The sequence below is a fragment of the Paenibacillus xylanilyticus genome, assembly GCF_013359935.1.
In the GTDB taxonomy this organism is placed as follows: Bacteria; Bacillota; Bacilli; order Paenibacillales; family Paenibacillaceae; genus Paenibacillus; species Paenibacillus xylanilyticus.
In genome coordinates this window covers 87732-103093 of the sequence record NZ_JABMCB010000201.1, presented here as the reverse complement: position 1 = coordinate 103093, position 15362 = coordinate 87732, and the positions used below count along the sequence as shown (strand labels likewise).

Genomic DNA, 15362 nt, shown 5'->3' with positions numbered 1-15362 from the left:
ATCATTTCGGTTTATATCTTGCTGATTGGAAGTCACTCAATCGGTTTATGCAAAATGCTCTATTATATGCATTTCCAAATCTGACTCTCCTCTATATTACCAAAAAGAACCTCTGGCGTCAGACGATGGTTTCACCTTCTGCTCCTGCATGCCTGGCTAAGCCCCGTTTCATTTCAATTCTCCAGCATTTTTGCTAAGATTATCAGCAGATCACGGATGAAAGGACGATCCAGCTGTGTCTAATCTGGTAACCATTCAGCATCTCACTAAATATATGGGTACGACCGAACGACGACTATTGTTTGAAAAAGTAAATGCCCCCATCGCCGAAGGAGAGCGAATTGCCATACTGGGTGCATCCGGTCAAGGCAAAAGCACACTCCTCCGCATCCTGTCCTTGCTGGATGTACCCGATGATGGAGATATCCTGTGGAAAGGCACTTCTTACCTTGATTCCGACCCCAGAGCCTGGCGCATGCGCATGTCCTATGTCGCGCAGCAACCCGTCATGCTTGCAGGCAGCGTTGAAGATAATTTGAAAACCGTCCATCTCTTGCACCGGACACCCTATGATCAGAAACTGGCTCTACTTCTGCTTGCCGGAATGGGTCTGGAAGGACTGGATATACATAAGCGGGCCAGTGATCTGTCAGGCGGAGAGAAGCAGCGCATATCGCTGATCCGTTCCATGATGCTTCGTCCAAAGGTACTGCTCCTGGATGAAGTCACGGCTTCTCTGGACCGGACCAATGCCCGGCTTGTGGAACAGCAATTGACGGAATGGAGCAAGCAGGAAGGCATTTCGCTGGTCTGGGTCACCCATGATCAGGAACAGGCGCGCTCGTTTAGCACAACGACATGGTTCATGGGCAATCAGACCCTGCTGGAACGGGAGTCCACATCCCTCTTTTTTGCCCACCCGAATACGGAATTGGCCCGGCAATTTATTCTGCACCCTGCCCCTGAGGCAGATAAGGAGAACCCATGTCCATCCTCGCACTGAGTTTCACCATCATATTTATTATGCTGACCATGCTGGTTTCCGTTTGGCAGAAGCTTGGTCTGGAAAGAGATATTGCTATAGGTACGATTCGTTCCGCAGTACAGCTTCTGCTGGTGGGTTATGTCCTTCAGTTTATTTTCAACTCGGATCATCCTGCTCTGATTATTGTAATTGTAGCTTTTATGATTACTGTGGCATCGATCAACGCGGGCAAGCGCGGCAAGGGACTTCGCCGAATCTCTCTCTATATTGCAGCTGCCATTACGGTGACCGAGCTATTGATGATGGGGCTGCTGTTAGGTCTTCACATAGTGGAGCCGACCCCGCAATACATCATTCCTTTGAGCGGCATGACGATCGGAAATGCGATGGTTGTCTCGGGGCTGTTTTTGAATCAGATGAAACGTGAGGTCGAGGCTTCCAAAGGTGAAATTGAGACACTGTTAGCCCTAGGCGCTACGCCAAGGCGTGCATTTCAGGACGTATTAAAACGCTCTGTAAAATCAAGCATGATTCCGACCATTGACGGTATGAAAACCGTTGGGCTTGTGCAGCTTCCAGGCATGATGACCGGCATGATTATCGCAGGAGCCGACCCGGTCGAAGCTGTCCGTTATCAGATTTTGATTGTGTTTGCCTTCACCAGCTCAGCTGCCATTACCAGCATCATCTTGAGCTTACTGACATATCGGCAGTGGTTTACTTCAGATATGCGGTTACGCTCCATGTAGAAGGAATTAACCTAACCAAGAAAGGGGGCACTCGGAGTGATAAGCCATTCAAACGCAGTTGATTCTCCGGATCGAGACGAGGAAGGGAGCGAACATCATGGTTTGGAGCTTTTTCTGGAAGATACCCTGCTCGAACTTCACCAAGCAGACCTGATTAGGTTCGACGATAAGGAATGGTATTGGAGCAAACCCGACATTGCCCACCATACCTTTATATATATGCACAAATTTACGGGTAAACTGATGATGAACGGGACCGAGCACCCGGTCAACCGCAAATCTGCCTTCCTCTGCACACCAGGCACTGCCCTGGAACTATCCAGTGACGCAGGAAACGAGACCGAGCTGTATATCATCAGTTATGATCTGTTCCGTGCAGCAGAGAAAACCGATGAGCGGCGCATCTATGAACGCGAACTGAACTTCCCGGTAACAGGCTGGATACAAGGCCCTTATTACGGCATACAGCGCATTGCAGCGCAGTTGACTGCTGAAACCGGACAGCCTGCTCATAAAAAGAAACTGCTGATGACTGAGCTGCTGACCATGCTCTGGCCTCAGGAAATGCAGACGGGTACAGAAGCACATGGGGATGCGAACCAGTGGCTCCAACTCACGATGCAATATATGCGTGACAACTATATGCATGAGATCAAACTGGAAAAACTGGCCGAACTGGCAGGCATGCATCCATCGTATTATTCGCAGCTCTTCAAGAGCCGGATGCACAAAAACCCGATTGAATATTTAACCCATTTGCGCATGAATCGGGCCAAGGAGCTGCTGATGGCCTCGGACATGCGCATTCGTGACGTTGCCCGAAGTGTCGGTTACCGGGACGAATTCTATTTCAGCCGCCGTTTTCGAAATCATGCCGGATACGCACCGACAACCTATGCGAAACAGGTGCACCGCAACATTGTTTCTCTCTCGTATCCTTACACGGATCACCTGATGACACTGGGCATTACACCTTGTGCAGCTCAGATTCAGGGGCATCTTCCCCATATTCCCAAATCGCTTACTCTGCCATTTCATGCCTATGAGCCTTGGGAGCAAGGTCGTCAGGCCTTCCTGGAGGTGAATCCCGACCTCATTTTGACCAAGGACAATGCAGCGGCAAAAGCCATGGAACATATCGGAGATGTCGCTCCGATTATCACCATTCCCTGGAATCAGACCGATATGTTCGGTCATCTTCATACGATTGCATCTATCGTGGACCGCACCCAGGCAGCGAATGACTGGCTGGAACGGCATGAACGCAAGGCTGAGCGTGCACGCAAGAAGATCAGGGAGACGGTTGGACAAGCCACTGTTGCAGTCTGTACTTTAACTGCGAAGGGACCACGCATGTACAGCACCCGCAACTTCGGCCATGTGTTCTACCGCAGCCTGGAGCTGAATCCCCCTGAACGTATTCAATCCGAGCTCGCTGGCAAACCTCCCGGCGTGGGGTTCAACTGGATGTCCATAACACCCGGAGAATGGGATGGACTGGAGGCCGATATTCTGCTGCTAGCTGTTCCTTCGCTAAAGGAACGTGAATCGCTGCTGCAGCAGATCACTGCTGATCCGCTATGGAATCAGTATCCTGCCGTACGGAACGGTCGCGTTCATATTATTAATTGGAATTCCTGGGTCGTATACGCTCCCTATTCCATCAACATCCAGCTGGATGAAGCCGTAACGCTGTTGACGAATAAACTATCCTTTATGTAATCTAAAAAATGTCCATCTCCCAAATCTTAATTTATGCCATGTACGGGCCTGAATTAAGATTTTATAATGAACTCTAATTGATAATGATAATCAATAACAGCAGAAATGATCTTGCTGGCAACAAAAGGAGTGACTCCCATTCAACATCCGGGACTGCCGCGTCGTCCATCCAACTCTCGAAAATCCCCGGTGACGGTTGGCCTAATGTTTTTGTCAGCCATCGCCATTTTGCTGATAAGCCTGTTTGTCGCCATTTCGCTGGGTGCCAAATCGTTAACACTCGAAACGGTATGGTCTGCCATATTTCAGTATAACCCGGCTCTGACACCTCACCAGATCATTCATGAGCTCCGTCTTCCCCGGGTTATTGCTGCTGCTGTCGTTGGCGCTGCCTTTGCTGTTGCCGGGGCCTTAATGCAGGGAATCACCCGCAATCCACTGGCGGATACGGGGGTGCTGGGCATTAACGCCGGCGCCACATTCATGGTGGCGTTGAGCTTTGCCCTATGGCCAGGACTGCCTTATGCCTGGCTAATGGGGCTTTCTTTTGCTGGTGCGGTGCTAAGCACCCTGTTTATTTTCCTGCTTGGATCAGCCACGCCTGGGGGCCTGACATCCATGAGGCTGACTGTTGCAGGTGCTGTCGTTGCAGCCATGTTAAGCTCGCTCAGCACGGGTGTCGCCATTTATTTTGACCTGAGTCAGGATCTCGCTTTCTGGTATGCAGGCGGCTTTGGCGGCATTGAATGGCGGCATCTGAGACTTATTGTTCCTGTGCTTCTGATCACGCTGCTGCTGACCATACCTCTTGCCCGGCGCGTATCGCTCATGTCGCTCGGAGAAGAAGTCGCGCTTAATCTGGGGATTAATATTCGCATGACCAGACTGCTCGCGCTGACAGCTGTCGTCATACTGGCTGGCGTGTCCGTATCCGCCGTTGGCTCCATCGGCTTTGTCGGGCTGGTCATTCCGCATATTTCCCGCAAGCTGGTCGGTGTCAATTACCGTCTGATCATTCCCATGTCCTCCCTGCTCGGAGCCATCCTTCTGGTATTGGCCGATCTGGGCTCACGCATTGTGAATCCACCGGAGGAACTGGCAGTAGGCATCATGGTTGCCTTTGTCGGCGTACCGTTCTTCCTCTATCTGGCCCGCAAGGAAAGGAGGGCATTGTAACGATGAGATCCCATGTGCCCTCACGAGGGAAACGATCCATTGTCGTCAGTGTTACGCTGCTCTGTATCGCATGTGCAGTGATCGTAATCAGCCTGAATACGGGAACAATTCGTCTGTCTCCCCTTGCTGTACTGCAAACATTGCTCGGCAATGGCAGTCCGGACGATCAGATTGTGTTGTTCGATTACCGCCTGCCCCGCATTCTGATTACGGTACTGGCCGGAGCAGGACTGGGCATCTCGGGAGCCGCCCTGCAAGGTATCACGCGCAATCCGCTTGCTGATCCCGGCATTCTTGGTCTTCATGCTGGAGCAGCCCTGGGGCTCATGGTTTTCGTAAGTCTGTCCTATTCGATCGACGGCTCGGTTGCCCTGCTGATCCCATTGTTTTCTTTTGCAGGAGGTGTCATCTCGGCACTGATCATTATGCTGCTGGCCTATGACCGACATAACGGGGTATCTCCCATCAAGCTCATTCTTGTCGGTATCGCTGTCGCCGCCGGATTTCATGCGTTAACGCTGTATCTGTCCCTACGCCTGGATGAAGACACCTATTCCTTCGCTGCCCGCTGGCTGGCCGGTAGTGTGTGGGGACGGGACTGGATTCATGTACAGGCTCTGCTGCCTTGGATTATACTCTGTGTCCCCTACATTTGGAGCCGCTCCAAAACGCTGGACGCTTTTGGTCTAGGAGACGCGGCTGCAACTGGCATTGGCACACCCGTCAGATCGCAGCGCATATGGCTTCTTTTATGTACTGTGGCGCTGTCCGCCGTGAGTGTATCCATGGCTGGCGGCATCGGCTTCATCGGGCTGGCAGCACCGCATCTCGCCCGCAGACTTGTGGGTCCCATGCATCGCCACCTGATTCCGGCGGCCGGACTGATCGGCATGGTGATCCTGGTCGCTGCGGATACGATTGGCCGAACGATTTTTCAACCAAACGCCATCCCCGCAGGAATTGTGGTGGCTGCCATCGGTGCGCCCTACTTTTTATATCTGCTGGTGAGAACCAAATGATTGATACGCTGATCTACTTTTTTAAACCTATTACTAACTAGCATCCAAGTGATGTTCAAGGAGAATGTGAATATTCATGTTAAAGAAAAACCTATTGTTTGCCCTGAGCCTCTGTCTGATATTTGTGCTTGCCGCTTGCGGAAATGCCAACCCTTCAGGCTCTTCATCTGCTGGCAGCACTTCAACCGAACAAGAGGGTAACAGCCCAGCTTCCGGAGAACAGCGCATCGCGTCCATGTCCATTCATTTGACCAATGACCTGCTGGCGCTCGGCATCACACCTGTAGGTTCCGTTATTGGCGGCGAAGCGAAAGGGTTCCTGTCCCATGTCGCAGATCAACTGCAAAACACAACTCCACTGGGCCCGGTGAAAGATCCGGACATGGAAGCATTGCTTGCCCTGAAGCCCGATGTCATCTATCTGGATGAAGAATTCTCCGGTGATGACATTGCCAAGTTTGAGAAAATTGCTCCTGTGCATGTATTTAATCTGGATGACGGCACATGGCGTGACCATCTGAAAGCCATCGGCAAACTGGTGAATCGTGAGAAGGAAGCGGAGCAATACATTCAGGATTATGCAACCGAAACGGATGAAGTAAAATCGCTGATTCATGACGAGATCGGTGACGGTACCGTGATGGCCATCCGTGTAACGGCCAAAGAATTGCGCGTGTTCAGTACGCGCCGTCCAATGGGTCCAATTTTGTATGATGATCTCGGGTTGACCCCGGCCAAAGGCATCGCAGACATTGATTCCTCGAAGCCTTACCAGGTCATTTCCCGTGAAATACTGCCTGACTTCGATGCAGATGCCATCTTCGTAGTGGTGAACTCGGATGAAGAAGCGGAAAACATGTTCAAAGAACTGCAAGACAATCCGATCTGGCAAGGTCTGAAAGCCGTTAAGGCAGGTCACGTCTATACGATCGGTGCACAACCTTGGCTCGACTATTCCGCGATTGGCAACAAAATGGCACTGGATGAAGCCAAAGAGATGTTTACCCAGAGCAAATAAGGAACATGTCACGATGAAATGACAAAAAACCTCGCTTACGAAACTGGAGACATTGCAGCCACTAGCACTGCCCTGTTCTCCTCCGTTCGAAGCAGAGGTTTTTTTCTGTATATGTTAAATATGCTAAAGCTGCTGTCATTGCTCATATGGTACAAACAACAATCTCAACATCCGTATCAGCAAACGTATCCTGAATAATACCGCTCACTTTATCCCACTTCAGTCTGTCGAGCCCGCAGCCAATCTGCGGCATCGCCAGCTTGCCGATTCCTTGTTCTACGCATATGTCGCGCATGGATTTCACAGCTTGGGTAAAGGACGAATAGGTCGGTTTGTTTGAAAACTTCGCCTTGGTCACGAGATTCAATGTCCGTCCTACTGCGTAACACTGGCCGATCTCCAGCGGCTCCTGCTTCGCCTGTTCCTGAAGTACCTCCAATCCGAATCTTTGCCGGAACTGTACTGCAATCCCCGCACCCATTCGCGCATCCGCTGAAATGCAGTGAGCAAGCGTATAGGCTTCATCCATCGCAAACAGATCCTGTTGTATCTCTCGAAATTGCATCCAAATCCTCTCCTTTCCGAAAAAAAGTTTAATCACTCGCCAGCCAAATGCAGACGATCTTGAAATGCCTTAAATGTTTTCTGTCCAGTTGACCGATCGAATACGGCAAATACGATTCGCTCAAATGAATGCCTGAAGTTTTCCTGTACCAAAACATCATGAAAATACTTTGCTACATCAACCGGATCATTCCGGAACACTCCGCAACCATAAGCACCAAGGACAAGGGCGCGGTGTCCGTTTATCACAGCCACGTCCAAAATAGATCGAATTCGTTGTTTCATAACCGCTTCGATCTGCTGCTCATTTGCTTCCTCCCTTTCTCTCACGACGCCAGCATTAACCGCTGGGGCCGTAATGAATGAAGATACATAGGCCTTATCCAACAGCCGGTCTTCATCATCCCGAATGACCGGAACATCCGGTGAATAGATCATGTAATCGGAGTACAGACAAGTGCGCAGCTTGCGATTGTGGTCATACATTTCATTCATCTGTACGATACATGGATATAACCCTGTAGCCCGGGTCAAACTCTCCTCCTGTGCCTGACTTCCTCCCAGGAATCCTCCGCCAGGATTTTTCGCTGAGGCAAAGTTAAGACAAACGACATCCGTTCTCCCCTCGTCCACTACGAGACGTGAAGCTGCCGCAAGTGTGGTCTCGCCCGTAACTTCGATCTGAACAGCTGCTGCCTCAGACGATAGCCTCAATTGATGCACCTGCTCCCGAAGTGCAGGAAGCTCGTTGGGACGGTATAGAACCGAACCCTGGATTGCTTTTTTCAGATCTGCATCGATTGGTACCCTGCGATCATATCCGTTGATATATTGTCCTTCTTCCAAAATAGCCAGTGTCTCCTGAGCGATACGCGCCCGGCCTGAACGCTGGTTATTGCTTTTCAGTTGATTCGTACTTTTTCGTTGGTTGTTTTCATTCATCCTAATCACTTCCTATATTTTCTCTCAGACGGGTCAAAATCTCGCCCAACCAGTTCGTTCCCCGCCATGTTCTTCGGTTTCGAATGCGCGAATCTTCCTCTGCCAGCCCAACACCCCAGATTCGATCATCCGGGCTTGCTTCGACAAGGGTCGTCCCTCGAGTGGCCAGCAATGCTGCGAGCAGGTTTTCATTTTGTGTGAATTTGGCTTCGTTGCCCTCATAAACAATGCGTTTGCACTCGGCTTCCCATATCTTCTGGTCAAACCCGGCGACCTGTCTGCCAAGCTTTTTTTGTACCGAAGCGGAGCTGGCCTTCAAAATCTTGTCCGCAATGACCTGGTCACCAAACAGCAGCGCTTTCTGATGCATCATGTACTGTTCCGCGCTGGTATACTGGGTTCCATTCACCCTAAAATCCGCCGGATGCCACTGGGAAAAGGGTGACGCGGTACGCCAGAAAAACGTAAACTTCTCCATGAATTCATGTGCCCTCCTTTTTATAAAACCACTATGTTGTCAGACGATCCGGGTTTAGCCTGTATAAGCGGGAAGGGCGGTGTCCTGCATGACCTGTAAACTCTCCGGTCTCTATCACCCAACCCGCGATTTTGCGCCGGAAAGCGGCAGCCAGCAGCTTTTTGCCACTGATAATCTCATATACTTTCTGCAGTGCCGTTAACGTAAATGTCTCCGGCATCAGATTAAATGCAATATCCGTATACTCCACTTTGGATCGCAACCGTTCCAGTGCATAATGAATCATTTTGGCGTGGTCAAACGCTATGCCCTCAACCTCCGTTACTGTCATGCTGCTGCTTCGCACACTGCCCTCCACCGCTTCCTTCACCTCAATCACAGCCGATAGCTCCTCTGTACCATTGGACAACATCAACTGTACTCTGCGTTCTGTCGTACGACCGTGTTCATGAAGATGACGTTTCTCTTCCACCAATCGCTGATCTACCCTGAACCACCCAGCTTCACTTGCATCATCTCCAGCTTCCAGTTCAAGCTCACTGCTATCCACAAGTGCCATATAGGAGCAGCTGATAACCCTTGTACGAGGATCACGATGCACATCCCCCCACGTGTACAACTGTTCCAGATAAATGTTATCCAGCCCGGTCTCTGTAACCAGTTCACGGCGTGCCGCATCTTCAAGTGATTCCTGCATCGACACGAATCCGCCCGGTAATGCCCACTTCCCCAGATCGGGATGACCGCCCCGGCGAATCATCAGCAGCTGCAGTGCCGGCTCGGCAAGCTTGCGGTAATTGGACTGAGCTTCACTCCGTATGGTGAATACAAGCATATCCACCGTTACGGATGGACGCTCATAATCCCCAGCATCATATGTCTCGAGAAACTGCTGCTCACTTATATTTACGTGATCCTGATGCTCCGACGGACGACCACCAGAATGACCTTCGTTTGCCATATATACGACCCCATTCTGTTATTAACAATTTGTTATTAACAATTAGATAATAAGAATTTAACACAGCTTTTTTCCTCCGTCAATATTTCCCATACTCTATGTAAAAGCCATTCTTTCAGTTGTTTATTTTAATACAATTGTGTTATATCGTTTTTAATTCAGTCGTGTTATAAAAAGAGGAGGTTACGCCGTAATGAAAAGAATCGTGTTGCTGGATGTTCTCAGGGGATTTGCTATTATCGGTACACTGGGTACAAATATTTGGCTCTTTGCCTATCTGGGCAACTTGAACAAAATGTTTGGAGATCCCCTTCAGCCATGGTGGGCCACAGGTGATCGCATATTGCAAACGCTGATGCTTTTGTTGGTAAACGGAAAGTTTCTCGGCCTGCTTACACTTCTCTTCGGAGCTGGCATGGAATTAAAGAGGCAAAAAGCACTGCGCAAAGGATACACCTGGCCTGGCATTTACATATGGACATGTGTGCTGCTGTTCATCGATGGTTTGCTGCATTACACGTTGGTGATGGAATATGACGTATTGATGAGTTATGCGATTACAGGCATCATGGTGTCTTTCATCATCCACCGTTCCCGTCGTTTCATTTTGATCATCATGGGGATCATGGGCAGTATACACTTCATTGGAGTGGGCGGAATTACAGCATTGCTGGCACTTTCGGAGTCCGGTTCTTCCTTTAATGGCATGGAGATAATTACGCAGCTATATGCAGCGGGAACGTGGTGGGAGCAAGTCCTGTTCCGGCTCAGCAACTTCGTTTTCTTCCGAACGGAATCCATCGCGATTATCCCTCTTAATATATTTCTGTTCTTGTTTGGTGCCCTGCTCATGCGAGCGGGCGTATTTTCAGACCACCCTTCTGCACGACGTAAACGCCGCAAATTAATGAACATCGGACTTGCCGCAGGCATTCCGCTGAACCTGCTCCTGCTGATCCCCGGAGGAATGATGGACCTGTTTGTTCGTTACATCAGTGCCCCCGTCCTTACGCTGGGCTATCTTGGTCTGATTGCTTACCTGTTGGAAAAAAATACTTTGCCCCGCCTCTTCGAACGCTTAGGAGAAATCGGCAAGATGGCGCTGAGCTGTTACATTTTGCAGAACATTCTGGCTTCCGTACTCTTCTATGGTTGGGGTCTGGGATTAGGTGGTCATCCGTCCTCGCTTCTGGTCTTATCTATGTGGGCCGGCATCTGTATCCTGATGATGTTATTCTCACATGTTTGGCTTCGCCAATTTTCGCTGGGTCCGGTCGAGTGGCTTTGGCGCAAGCTCTCCATCTCTCCTGCAGCCAAACATCCGTCACGATCTGAACCAATGTAATATCGAGCTATCCCCCTTCTATCCATTTGTAAAATGTTCTCCTATCCAAACAGGGCTGCGGATCCTATCCGGAGCCCTGTTTTACTGATTGCAAATACAACCTTCCCTTGGAGTTAGGGGGCGTTCTCAAACCCAGTTAAGTGCACGTTTTTGATATCACAAATCTCTTGACGATATGTCAGATAAAACCTATGATTTAGTTAGTCGACTAATTAAAAGGATGAGAGCTTATGAATTCAGCCCAAAATGAACGGCTATTGGCGCAGTTATCGGAACTCGTGAAGCTGCAGCGTTATAAGGTTCATGAGAAGCTTGTTAACCACCCCGAGCTGTACCCCGGACAACCGCCACTGCTGTTCCAGCTTGACCGGGAAGATGGTCAAACCCAGAAAAGTCTGGCCGAGCAGCTTCGCCGCGCCCCTGCAACCGTTACAGTCATGCTCAAACGCATGGAAACTGCGGGATATGTAAGGCGTGAAGCCGATCCGAATGATCTGCGTAGTCTGCGTGTCTATTTGACCGACCAGGGACGGGCAGCGCTCAAAGATTTGAGAGAAGCGTTCCAGGCACTTGAACTCCAGGCTCAGGAAGGTTTTACACCAGAAGAGACACAACTGATGTCAGCGCTTGCACAGCGCATGATTCAGAATCTCCGTGAATCCTGAGTCATGTGTGGTTTTTTTACAGCATGATTCCAGGTCATAACTGAATGAGGTGATTTTCCTATTGTGGACGTTAAAACGATTTTTGACCCCCTATAAGACAGCGGCCATACTCGCTCCACTACTCATGGTACTTGAGGTCGCCATGGATCTGCTTCAACCGAAGCTGATGTCCAGCATTGTAGATGATGGTGTACTTGCGGGGGACCTGTCCCACATTGTGCGCACAGGACTGTTCATGCTTTTATTTGCCCTGATCGGCTGGGTTGGTGGTGCAGGCTGTACGCTCTTTTCCAGCAAAGCATCTGTTGGCTATGGCACCGATCTGCGTCAGGAACTGTTCGATCATATCCAAACCTTTTCCTTTCGTAACCTGGATACGTTCCAGGAAGGGTCGCTGATCACGCGGCTAACGAGTGATATTACCCAGATGCAGACATTTGTGCAGATGCTTCTGCGGATGTTCATCCGTTCGCCCATGCTGATTATCGGCAGTATTATTATGGCCTTCACGATCAGTATCAAGCTGGCCCTGATTCTTATGATGACCGTGCCCGTTCTCTTTGTTGTTTTGTATATCCTCATATCCGCTTCCTACCCGCTGTTTGCCAGTGTGCAGAACAAGCTGGATAAAGTGAATGCCGTTCTCCAGGAAAATCTCGCTGGTATGCGCGTCGTTAAGGCTTTTGCCCGTGCCGGTATGGAGAAAAAGCGTTTCAACCAATCCAATGAGGATTATACGGGAACAGCCGTAAAAGCCTGGCGCATTGTTACATTGAATGCACCTGTCCTCAGCTTGATGCTGAATGCGACGATTGTGGCCGTATTGTGGTTTGGAGGCTTTCAGGTTGTAGGGGGCGATATTGCAGCCGGGGATCTGATTGCTTTTATCAATTACGTAACCGTAGTACTCTCTTCCCTTACCTCCATCGGTATGATGATGATGAGTTATTCCCGTGCCAAGGTATCTGCCGCGCGGATCAACGAGGTTCTCTATACGGAGCCGGATATTCAATCCGGTCATGAGCCTCACAGGGAAAAGGCACTGCCAAATCAGGTATATTCGATGCACCCTGATCCGGCCTCCATGCCCGCCAACAGAACAGGTGAGGTGGAATTCCGGGATGTCTACTTCCGTTACGATGGCGAAGATGCTCTCACGGGAATTACGCTTACAGCCCGTGCCGGGGAAAAAGTGGCGTTACTCGGTTCCACAGGTTCAGGCAAAACATCACTCGTTCAGTTGATTCCCCGCCTGTACGATGCCTCGTTGGGTGAAGTGCTTGTAAACGGAGTCAACGTGCGGAACTGGGATCTTCAGCTGCTTCGCAGCCGGGTGTCCATCGTATTGCAGGAATCCATTCTGTTCAGTGGCAGCATCCGGGATAATATTGGTTTCGGCAGACCAAATGCCACCGATGCCGAGATTCGTGCTGCGGCACAGGCAGCGGCAGCGGATGAATTTATCACGAACCTGAAAGATGGTTATGACACGGAGCTGGGACAACGGGGAGTCAATCTCTCCGGCGGGCAGAAACAGCGTATTTCCATTGCCCGTGCCCTGCTCATGCGACCGGAGGTTCTTATTTTGGATGACAGTACAAGTGCAGTTGATCTGCGAACCGAGGCAAGCATTCAGCGAGCACTGCATTCCCTGATGAAAGACAGCACAACTTTTTTGATTGCACAGCGCATTTCCTCGGTGAAGGATGCAGACTGCATTTATGTGCTTGACGAGGGGAAAATCGTTGCAAGTGGTACACATGACGAGCTCATGACCCACTCCACACATTATCAGTCCATCTATTATTCACAACAGCGGAAGGAGGATGTTCAATTTGGCTAAACCTGCAACTTCCTCCACACAGCCACCTGTCGTCCCTCCCATTGGAAGACCGCCAGGCCGGGAAACCGTTCCCAAAGTAAGAGCCAAAAATGCCAAGCATGCCATCCTCCGAGTCTGGTCGTACATGGGACGCCATCGCAAAGGGGTTATCGTGGCTCTGGCGCTTACCGCTCTGGGAACACTGCTTAATCTGGCAGGGCCCTACCTTCTTGGGCGTGCCGTCAATGAGCATATCGTTCCAAAAGTGACAGATGGTCTTTTGAAAGACTGTCTCCAGCTGCTGACTGTATACGTGCTGAGTTCGCTTATGATGTGGGGGCAGTCCTATGTCATGATCGGTGTCTCCCAATTGACGGTGAAGGATCTGCGTCAGGCTTTGTTCTCCAGGTTGCAGCAGCTGCCCATCAGCTTTTTTGACAAAAATCAAAGCGGAGATCTGATGAGCCGGGCTACCAATGATGTCGATAACGTCTCCACCACGCTGAACCAGAGTGTCACGCAATTGATGTCCAGTGCCATCCTGCTCGTTGGTTCACTGTCAATCATGTTTGCGCTGGATCTCCGGCTGACACTCCTCAGTCTGGTGACCGTGCCATTGATCACGATCGCCACCAAGCTGATCGCTTCCAGGACCCGCAAACATTTCTCTGCCCAGCAGAAATTGCTCGGGGAGCTGAATGGTTTTGCGCAGGAAACGATTGCCGGACAAAAGGTGGTCGCCGCCTATAACCGTCAAGAGCAGGCACATAAGCATTTTATGAACCTGAATGAAAAACTGCGTACATCCAGTACGCAGGCTCAAACCGTATCCGGACTGGTCGGACCTACGATGAACGTCATGAACAACATTGGATTTGCCATTCTGGCAGCAGTAGGTGGATGGATGGCTTACCACGATCTGACGTCAATTGGACTGATTGTGAGTTTTCTCGCTTACTCCCGCCAGATTGAGCGGCCGATCAATGATCTGGCGAACCAGTACAACCTGATCCAGGCAGCTATTGCTGGTGCTGAGCGTGTGTTTCAGATTATCGATACACCGAGTGAATATGACGAGAAACAGCAAAAACAATTGAACCACATTCAGGGCAAAGTAGTTTTTGAAAATGTGTCTTTTGCATACAGTTCCGAAAGAGAGATCTTAAAAAATGTCAGCTTCACCGCTCAGCCTGGCGAGATGATCGCCCTCGTCGGACCGACAGGTGCAGGCAAAACAACCATCATTAACCTACTCCCCCGCTTCTATGAAATTACAGGCGGAAGAATTACCATTGATGGCTCTGACATCTCGGAACTGGAAAAGGACCACCTTCGGCGCGGGCTGGGCATCGTGCTGCAGGATGCCTACCTGTTCTCGGGGACCATCCGTGACAATATCGCCTATGGCAAGCCGGAAGCTACAGATGAGCAGATCAGGCAGGCAGCCGAGCTGGCCAATGCCCATTCATTCATTCGCAAGTTATCCCAAGGTTACGACACCCCTATTATTGCGGGCGGAAGCAACCTTAGCCAAGGGCAGCGGCAACTGCTGACGATCGCCAGGGCCATCCTGGCGGATCCAGCCATTCTTATTTTGGATGAAGCAACCAGCAGCATTGATACCCGTACGGAAATGCAAATTCAAGAGGCGATGCGTACATTGATGAAAGACCGGACCAGCTTCGTGATCGCCCATAGACTGAGCACAATCCGGGAGGCTGATCAGATCCTGGTCATCGATTCAGGTCAGATTGCCGAGCGAGGTAATCATGAAGATCTCATGCATCAAAAAGGGTTTTATTATCAGCTTCAACAAGGGCAGCTAAACTGATTCATCCACTGCGCTGCAACACAAAAACGCCGCACAGGTCCGTTTTATTCCGGACCCGTGCGGCGTTTTCCTATAGCATTTCTAT

The 15362-nt window shown here is 50.2% G+C and carries 14 protein-coding genes; 10 read left to right on the top strand and 4 right to left on the bottom strand.

What is annotated here, in order from left to right; translation table 11 throughout:
* The first annotated feature begins 235 nt into the window (after positions 1-235).
* The 6 genes from HP552_RS24705 (at position 236) to HP552_RS24680 (ending at position 6669) form a co-directional block, all read left to right on the top strand.
* Positions 236-1003, top strand: coding sequence for an ABC transporter ATP-binding protein (locus tag HP552_RS24705; RefSeq protein WP_312884342.1), 768 nt, complete (start codon positions 236-238; stop codon positions 1001-1003).
* Positions 985-1734 carry an ABC transporter permease gene (locus HP552_RS24700; protein ID WP_175398047.1) on the top strand — a complete coding sequence of 250 codons (750 nt, stop codon included), beginning with the start codon at positions 985-987 and terminating at the stop codon, positions 1732-1734. Before HP552_RS24705 ends, HP552_RS24700 begins: the two co-directional genes overlap by 19 nt.
* 36 nt (positions 1735-1770) lie before the next feature.
* Positions 1771-3456, top strand: a complete 1686-nt coding sequence (locus tag HP552_RS35655) for a helix-turn-helix domain-containing protein (protein ID WP_175398046.1) — start codon at positions 1771-1773, stop codon at positions 3454-3456.
* Between the two features lie 204 nt (positions 3457-3660).
* Positions 3661-4632 (top strand): FecCD family ABC transporter permease, encoded by a 972-nt coding sequence (locus HP552_RS24690; protein ID WP_246311067.1) that lies wholly within the window; start codon positions 3661-3663, stop codon positions 4630-4632.
* A gap of 2 nt (positions 4633-4634) precedes the next feature.
* A complete protein-coding gene (locus tag HP552_RS24685) occupies positions 4635-5651 on the top strand; it encodes a FecCD family ABC transporter permease (RefSeq protein WP_175398044.1) in 1017 nt (338 codons plus the stop codon).
* A 76-nt stretch (positions 5652-5727) separates the two neighbouring features.
* A complete protein-coding gene (locus tag HP552_RS24680; RefSeq protein ID WP_175398043.1) occupies positions 5728-6669 on the top strand; it encodes an iron-hydroxamate ABC transporter substrate-binding protein in 942 nt (313 codons plus the stop codon).
* A 142-nt stretch (positions 6670-6811) separates the two neighbouring features.
* Here the strand turns inward: HP552_RS24680 and HP552_RS24675 are convergent, their stop codons facing one another.
* Genes HP552_RS24675 through HP552_RS24660 form a run of 4 tightly spaced genes read right to left on the bottom strand, consistent with a single transcriptional unit; the run spans position 6812 to position 9614 of the window.
* The gene (locus HP552_RS24675; protein ID WP_175398042.1) at positions 6812-7234 is read right to left on the bottom strand and encodes a macro domain-containing protein; all 423 of its coding nucleotides are present in this window, start codon (positions 7232-7234) and stop codon (positions 6812-6814) included.
* 32 nt (positions 7235-7266) lie between these two features.
* On the bottom strand, positions 7267-8175 hold the full coding sequence (locus HP552_RS24670) for a TIGR02452 family protein (protein ID WP_175398041.1): 909 nt from the start codon (positions 8173-8175) through the stop codon (positions 7267-7269).
* Between the two features lies 1 nt (position 8176).
* Positions 8177-8653 carry a riboflavin biosynthesis intermediates N-glycosidase gene (gene ybiA, locus HP552_RS24665; RefSeq protein ID WP_175398040.1) on the bottom strand — a complete coding sequence of 159 codons (477 nt, stop codon included), beginning with the start codon at positions 8651-8653 and terminating at the stop codon, positions 8177-8179.
* Positions 8654-8684: 31 nt separating this feature from the next.
* Positions 8685-9614, bottom strand: a complete 930-nt coding sequence (locus tag HP552_RS24660; protein ID WP_175398039.1) for an NUDIX hydrolase — start codon at positions 9612-9614, stop codon at positions 8685-8687.
* A 193-nt stretch (positions 9615-9807) separates the two neighbouring features.
* Between HP552_RS24660 and HP552_RS24655 the strand changes: the two genes are divergently transcribed.
* The 4 genes from HP552_RS24655 to HP552_RS24640 all read left to right on the top strand — a co-directional run bounded on the left by HP552_RS24655 (position 9808) and on the right by HP552_RS24640 (position 15277).
* Positions 9808-10959, top strand: a complete 1152-nt coding sequence (locus HP552_RS24655; RefSeq protein WP_175398038.1) for a DUF418 domain-containing protein — start codon at positions 9808-9810, stop codon at positions 10957-10959.
* Positions 10960-11189: 230 nt separating this feature from the next.
* The gene (locus HP552_RS24650; RefSeq protein ID WP_175398037.1) at positions 11190-11624 is read left to right on the top strand and encodes a MarR family winged helix-turn-helix transcriptional regulator; all 435 of its coding nucleotides are present in this window, start codon (positions 11190-11192) and stop codon (positions 11622-11624) included.
* Between the two features lie 61 nt (positions 11625-11685).
* Entirely contained in the window at positions 11686-13467 is a 1782-nt protein-coding gene (locus HP552_RS24645) for an ABC transporter ATP-binding protein (protein ID WP_175398036.1), read from the top strand.
* On the top strand, positions 13451-15277 hold the full coding sequence (locus tag HP552_RS24640; RefSeq protein ID WP_175398035.1) for an ABC transporter ATP-binding protein: 1827 nt from the start codon (positions 13451-13453) through the stop codon (positions 15275-15277). Before HP552_RS24645 ends, HP552_RS24640 begins: the two co-directional genes overlap by 17 nt.
* The last annotated feature ends 85 nt before the right edge of the window (positions 15278-15362 follow it).

Bases quoted from the DNA above. Each gene is read 5' to 3' on its own strand.
- HP552_RS24700 (WP_175398047.1), top strand. From the start codon at position 985: ATGTCCATCCTCGCACTGAGTTTCACCATCATATTTATTATGCTGACC.
- HP552_RS24690 (WP_246311067.1), top strand. From the start codon at position 3,661: ATGTTTTTGTCAGCCATCGCCATTTTGCTGATAAGCCTGTTTGTCGCC.
- HP552_RS24685 (WP_175398044.1), top strand. From the start codon at position 4,635: ATGAGATCCCATGTGCCCTCACGAGGGAAACGATCCATTGTCGTCAGT.
- HP552_RS24680 (WP_175398043.1), top strand. From the start codon at position 5,728: ATGTTAAAGAAAAACCTATTGTTTGCCCTGAGCCTCTGTCTGATATTT.
- HP552_RS24675 (WP_175398042.1), bottom strand. From the start codon at position 7,234: ATGCAATTTCGAGAGATACAACAGGATCTGTTTGCGATGGATGAAGCC.
- HP552_RS24670 (WP_175398041.1), bottom strand. From the start codon at position 8,175: ATGAATGAAAACAACCAACGAAAAAGTACGAATCAACTGAAAAGCAAT.
- ybiA (WP_175398040.1), bottom strand. From the start codon at position 8,653: ATGGAGAAGTTTACGTTTTTCTGGCGTACCGCGTCACCCTTTTCCCAG.
- HP552_RS24660 (WP_175398039.1), bottom strand. From the start codon at position 9,614: ATGGCAAACGAAGGTCATTCTGGTGGTCGTCCGTCGGAGCATCAGGAT.
- HP552_RS24655 (WP_175398038.1), top strand. From the start codon at position 9,808: ATGAAAAGAATCGTGTTGCTGGATGTTCTCAGGGGATTTGCTATTATC.
- HP552_RS24650 (WP_175398037.1), top strand. From the start codon at position 11,190: ATGAATTCAGCCCAAAATGAACGGCTATTGGCGCAGTTATCGGAACTC.
- HP552_RS24640 (WP_175398035.1), top strand. From the start codon at position 13,451: ATGTTCAATTTGGCTAAACCTGCAACTTCCTCCACACAGCCACCTGTC.